This window comes from Emticicia sp. (assembly GCF_043780375.1).
In the GTDB taxonomy this organism is placed as follows: domain Bacteria; phylum Bacteroidota; class Bacteroidia; order Cytophagales; family Spirosomataceae; genus Emticicia.
Window position 1 is genome coordinate 1 of sequence record NZ_JAYWCU010000167.1, and the last position, 5,341, is coordinate 5,341.

The 5,341-nt window shown below is 37.3% G+C and carries 5 protein-coding genes; 3 read left to right on the forward strand and 2 right to left on the reverse strand.

Annotation, left to right across the window (positions count from 1 at the left end; translation table 11 throughout):
* Positions 1 to 1,545: M23 family metallopeptidase (locus tag ACH2CJ_RS13245; RefSeq protein ID WP_394993333.1), on the reverse strand; the 1,545-nt coding region annotated here is incomplete at its 3' end.
* Between the two features lie 105 nt (positions 1,546 to 1,650).
* Positions 1,651 to 2,262, reverse strand: coding sequence for a fumarylacetoacetate hydrolase family protein (locus ACH2CJ_RS13250; protein WP_394993334.1), 612 nt, complete (start codon positions 2,260 to 2,262; stop codon positions 1,651 to 1,653).
* A gap of 212 nt (positions 2,263 to 2,474) precedes the next feature.
* Between ACH2CJ_RS13250 and ACH2CJ_RS13255 the strand changes: the two genes are divergently transcribed.
* The 3 genes from ACH2CJ_RS13255 (at position 2,475) to ACH2CJ_RS13265 (ending at position 5,189) form a co-directional block, all read left to right on the forward strand.
* Positions 2,475 to 3,308 carry a M48 family metallopeptidase gene (locus tag ACH2CJ_RS13255; protein WP_394993336.1) on the forward strand — a complete coding sequence of 278 codons (834 nt, stop codon included), beginning with the start codon at positions 2,475 to 2,477 and terminating at the stop codon, positions 3,306 to 3,308.
* Positions 3,309 to 3,454: 146 nt separating this feature from the next.
* A complete protein-coding gene (locus ACH2CJ_RS13260) occupies positions 3,455 to 4,246 on the forward strand; it encodes an SDR family NAD(P)-dependent oxidoreductase (RefSeq protein WP_394993339.1) in 792 nt (263 codons plus the stop codon).
* Between the two features lie 19 nt (positions 4,247 to 4,265).
* Positions 4,266 to 5,189: an ROK family protein gene (locus tag ACH2CJ_RS13265; RefSeq protein WP_394993338.1), complete on the forward strand. Its 924-nt coding sequence runs from the start codon at positions 4,266 to 4,268 to the stop codon at positions 5,187 to 5,189.
* Positions 5,190 to 5,341 lie beyond the last annotated feature (152 nt).

Consider the following 5,341-nt stretch of genomic DNA (forward strand, 5'->3'; position numbering starts at 1 on the left):
TACGCCCAAAGGAGTCCAAGTTATATTTATGAAATCTTTTAATGGAATTTTTTCAGTATTAATCGAAATTCGATTGCCGTTAACTGCTGTTCGTAAATATAGAGTATCATACAAAACATCGGCAAAATCGATTTGAAGATTTGGTTCCGTATAAAATTGCTTTTGTTGAGGTAAAATCTCTTGTTTTATGCCAATGCTTTCGGAGTTATTTTCGACTTGAACGAAATCGGCAATTCCTTTATTCAAATCGTGCAAATAAACTGATTCTTTACCTCTTTTATAGGCTAATGGTACTGATGTTGGTAAACCTTTGTATTGTAAAATTGCCGTTGAAGTTTTGGCATTTTTGGCTCTTATTGCAAGGGTATTTTCGGTAATAGAAGTAGAAATATTACCTACATACTTACTTTCATTTGCTAATTCTTCTACAAAGGTTTCGTTTGGGGTATCGCCTTGAATCGAAAAGTTCATGGTTGAAGTATTGCCGTAAGAATCTTTCACTTTAATATTGACACGGTGCAATTGCCCATCTTTCACATAGATTTTACCTTGATTTTGGTCAGTTTCATAAATTGAAAGGCGGTTTCCGTCAGAAACATAGCATTTCTGAATCTTGACACCGTTGGTTTCAGCAATTTCATAATCTATATGAACATTAATGTCTTTCGAGACATCGAAGGGCATTTTTTCTAAGTTAAGTTTATAAGTAGTAATGCCATCGACCTGAACTTCTAATTCGGTAACACCCATTCGGAAAGGCGACGTTTGACTACGGTCATAAGCATTGAGTTCGAGTCCAATTATACCATGAGCTTTAATGACAGTTGGAAGGGTGTAATTTCCTTCAGAAATACGAGTTGGAGCAACCGAAATTCGCCCAAATTCGCCATTTACACGAGAGTAAGCGTTTAGGGTTTTTAATATAACTCGCTCTATAACAGGTGATTGTGAATCTTGAATTTCACCAAAACCAAATTTCATGGGATTGATGGCATTTTCGAACTGGTCACGAATTTCGAAGTGCAAATGTGGACCACCTGACGCACCTGTATTGCCCGAAATTGCTACAATCTCGCCTTTTCGTACAAGAATCTCGTCTGGAGCGGGGCTCAATTCAATATCCCAAGTTTGCTGGTTATATTCCTGTTTTCGTAGATACTGCTCTATCCGACTACTATAATTTTTCAAATGACCATAAACCGTTGTATAGCCATTAGGGTGTGTAATGTAAAGCACATTGCCATAACCGCCACGCATTACTCTGATTTTTGAAACGTAACCTTCGGCAGCGGCGTAGATAGATAATCCTTCTGCACCACCTGTACGAATGTCGAGACCCGCATGAAAATGATTGGTACGTAAATCGCCAAAACCGCCTGACAATGAAGCCGGTTGGTTTGGTTGAATCGGAAACATGAAATAACCTTTAGGATATTCTTGATTTTGATTCGCTTGTCTTCTTTGTGCAAAAACAACGTTAGAAGAGGTGTCAGAAATCAAATAGGTAACAAGCAAAAGTGAGCTTAAAATTCGTGTGAGTATCATATTCTACCCCTAAGATTACACATTCCACCAAAAATGGGGAATAAAGTTGTCATTATAAATCTGTTACTTCCGCTTTTAGGGCAGGAATGTAGGTTGCTGCGGAATTTACTTTACCTCAAACTCCAACATTTTTTCATTTTCAATAAAAGCCGTCAAAATATCTCCAACTTTTACAGCTGCAACGCCTGCGGGTGTTCCTGTAAAAATAATATCACCACTTTTCAGGGTAAAAAATCTTGAAACAAATGCAATGATCGTATCAATCGGATAAAGCATCATTGAAGTATTTCCTTCCTGGCGGATATTTCCATTTACGTCGAGATGAAAATTGAGATTTGCCAAATCAGTAAATTTACTTTTTGGCACAAACTCCGAAATAGGGGCTGAGCCATTAAAGCCTTTAGCTAAGTCCCATGGTAAACCCTTTGCTTTTAGTTTAGATTGAATATCACGTGCTGTAAAGTCGATACCAATTCCTACTTCGTCATAATATTTATGGGCAAATTTTTCCTCAATATTTTTTCCCATTTTGCTAATTTTTATAATAATTTCAACTTCATGATGGATGTCCTGCGAGAAATCAGGATAATAAAATGCTTCTCCATCTTTCAAAACAGCTGTTTCTGGCTTTGTAAAGATAACAGGCTCATCTGGACGTTCATTATTAAGTTCTTTGATGTGTTCAGCGTAATTTCTACCAATGGCGATAATTTTCATTAAAAAATAAGATAAGTTTGAAGAAAAAGTTTTTAGCGAATTGCCAATATATACCTACTTTTAAGCAATATTGTTTACAAAAATACGTAATTAATCCTTTGCAAGTATTTTTTAAATAGTATAATTTTTTTCTAACTCATATTTATTAACTTATATTTGTAATACTTATTAGACAAATATCTTGTCTTAAACACAATCTAAATAAAATTAAAATGAAAACCTTTTTTAAATCTTCGATTGCAGCAATTGCATTCGTCATGCTTATTTGGGCTTGCCAGAGAGTGCCCCTTACTGGACGTAAACAATTTGTTGGCTTGGTGTCAAACGAACAGATGATTCAGATGAGTTTCGCCGAGTACAAAGGCTTTATGGATACTTCGAAAGTAGTTTCGTCGAATGCAAAAGATGCCGAAATGATTGCTCGTGTTGGTGGGAAAATAAAAACTGCCGTTGAAAATTATTTGATACAAAATAATTATAGTCAAGTGATTGATGGCTATCAATGGGAGTTTAAATTGGTACAAAACAAAGAACTGAACGCATGGTGCATGCCAGGTGGGAAAGTTTGTTTTTACACAGGAATTTTGCCTATTTGTAAAGATGAAGCAGGAGTTGCCGTAGTTATGGGTCACGAAATTGCCCACGCCATAGCCAGCCATGGACGTGAACGAATGAGCCAAGCATTGGCAGCTCAAGGTATAACGCAATTGGGTGCTATTGGGGCAGGTGTAGCAACAGGAAATCAGGAAGTGATGGAAATCGCAGGGCAGGTTTTAGGTGTTGGCTCACAGCTTGGATTTGTGCTTCCTAATAGCCGTAATCAGGAATCAGAAGCAGATAAATTAGGATTGATATTTATGTCGATGGCAGGTTATAACCCCCAAAATGCAGTAGATTTCTGGCAAAGAATGGCTGAAGCAGGTGCAAAATCTCAGAAACCACCAAAATTGCTCTCAACTCACCCCGCTGACGAAACTCGAATTGCTGATTTAAAATCTCAATTGCCACAAGCTATGAAATATTATCAGGCTTATAGAGGAAAGTAATTCAAAGCATTTGAAAATAACAAAAAAGGTGTTGAAAAATATTCAACACCTTTTTTGTTGCAAAAATTTGGAAACGAATATTCTTTACATACTTTTGTGCTTGTATAGACAAGTTATGAAGTTTTATCATATATTTAAAGATAATGATGTTGCTAAAAGATAAAAAAATAGTAATCATTGGTGGAACAACAGGCTTAGGATTATCAGCAGCAAAAGCATTTATTGAGAATGGAGCAAAGATTTTGGTCGTTGGCAGAAGTCCCGAAAGCTGCTTAGCCGCTGAAATAGAATTGGGCGAAAATGCCCGTGTAATGAGTGGCAATGCAGTAATTGCAAAGACCGCGACAAAAGCCATTGAATTGATAATAAACGAATTTGGTGATTTTGATGGACTTTATCACGTAGCTGGTGGAAGTGGACGAAAATTTGGTGATGGCCCATTGCACGAATTGACTTTAGAAGGTTGGAATAAAACATTTGAATTAAATCTAACAAGTCTGATGCTCTCAAACCAAGCCGCTGTCAGAAAGTTTTTGGAATTGGGTAGGGGAGGAACAATCTTAAATATGGGGTCGGTTTTGGGGCAATTCCCTTCGCCAAAATATTTTTCGACGCACGCTTACGCAGCAACAAAATCGGCGGTAATTGGCTTTTCTAAATCTATTGCGGCTTATTACGCACCTAACAATATCAGAATCAACGTTTTAGCACCTGCTTTGGTCGAAACGCCGATGTCGCAACGAGCCTCAAGAGATGAAACAATTTTGAATTTTATAAAAACCAAACAACCGCTCGATGGTGGCAGAAATGGTCATGTCAGTGACTTAGACGGTGCAGCCGTTTATTTCATGTCGGATGCGTCAAAATTTGCAACTGGTCAGACACTTTTTGTTGATGGTGGTTGGGGCGTAACAGAAGGGCAAATCGATAATGAATAACGAGTAATTTTTATTTTTTTTGTATTTAAACACACAATATTGGCTTGGTTTTATGGGCTTTATCATCGGAATTGATTTGGGAGGCACAAACATTAAAGGTATCATTATCAATGAAAATGGTGATGTGTTGAAGCAACATTATATTCCAACTCAAGATTCTGGAGATGCCTCATGGCGGATAAATGTGAAGGAAATGCTTGATTATCTTAAAGAATATTTGCGAGAACCAATTTTAGGAATTGGACTTTCTGCTCCGGGCTTACCCAATGCACAAAATCAGTGTATTGCCTATTTGCCCAATCGTTTAAATGGCTTAGAAAACTTTATGTGGGGCGAATATTTCGGAGATGCCACGTATATCCTAAATGACGCTCACTCGGCTTTAATGGCAGAAGTAAAATATGGTGTAGCAAAAGATAAAAAAAATGTAGTTCTACTCACGCTCGGCACGGGTGTTGGTGGTGGAATTTTGATAAATGGTCAGCTATATCAAGGACTTTCACAAATGGCAGGACATTTTGGACATATTTCTATCAATGCTTATGATGACACAAAAAGTATTGTGGGCATGATTGGAAGTTTGGAATATGCCATCGGAAATTATTCGATTGAAGAAAGAACACACGGCAGGTTTACCTCAACATGGGAGTTGGTCGAGGCTCATCGTAGAGGAGATTTTTTTGCAACCTATATTTGGCTTTCGTCAGTCCGCAAGCTGGCAGTCGCTATAAGTTCATTATGCAATGCTCTTTCGCCCGAAATGGTTGTTTTAGCAGGTGGATTAACGCTTGCCGATGATGCTCTATATGAACCTCTAAAATCATTCATGGATTTGTATGAATGGAGACCAGGCGGAAAAAAAACAGAAATAATTCAAGCATATTTCGGAGATATGGCAGGAGCAATTGGTGCGGCTGCTTTTGCTCAGTCGAAGTTTAATTAAGTGATAAGTTTGATCTGTTTCGAAGTTGAGTAGTATTAAAGTGCTTATAATAAGTAATTTATGCGAATTACGGGTTTAAAGTATAATTATTTTAAGATAACTTGACTCAAATTGTATTATTTTAATTTTTAGCAAAAAAAGACAGAGTGGGG

Coding starts and splice junctions, on each gene's coding strand:
- ACH2CJ_RS13250 (WP_394993334.1), bottom strand. CDS start 2,262: ATGAAAATTATCGCCATTGGTAGAAATTACGCTGAACACATCAAAGAA.
- ACH2CJ_RS13255 (WP_394993336.1), top strand. CDS start 2,475: ATGAAAACCTTTTTTAAATCTTCGATTGCAGCAATTGCATTCGTCATG.
- ACH2CJ_RS13260 (WP_394993339.1), top strand. CDS start 3,455: ATGTTGCTAAAAGATAAAAAAATAGTAATCATTGGTGGAACAACAGGC.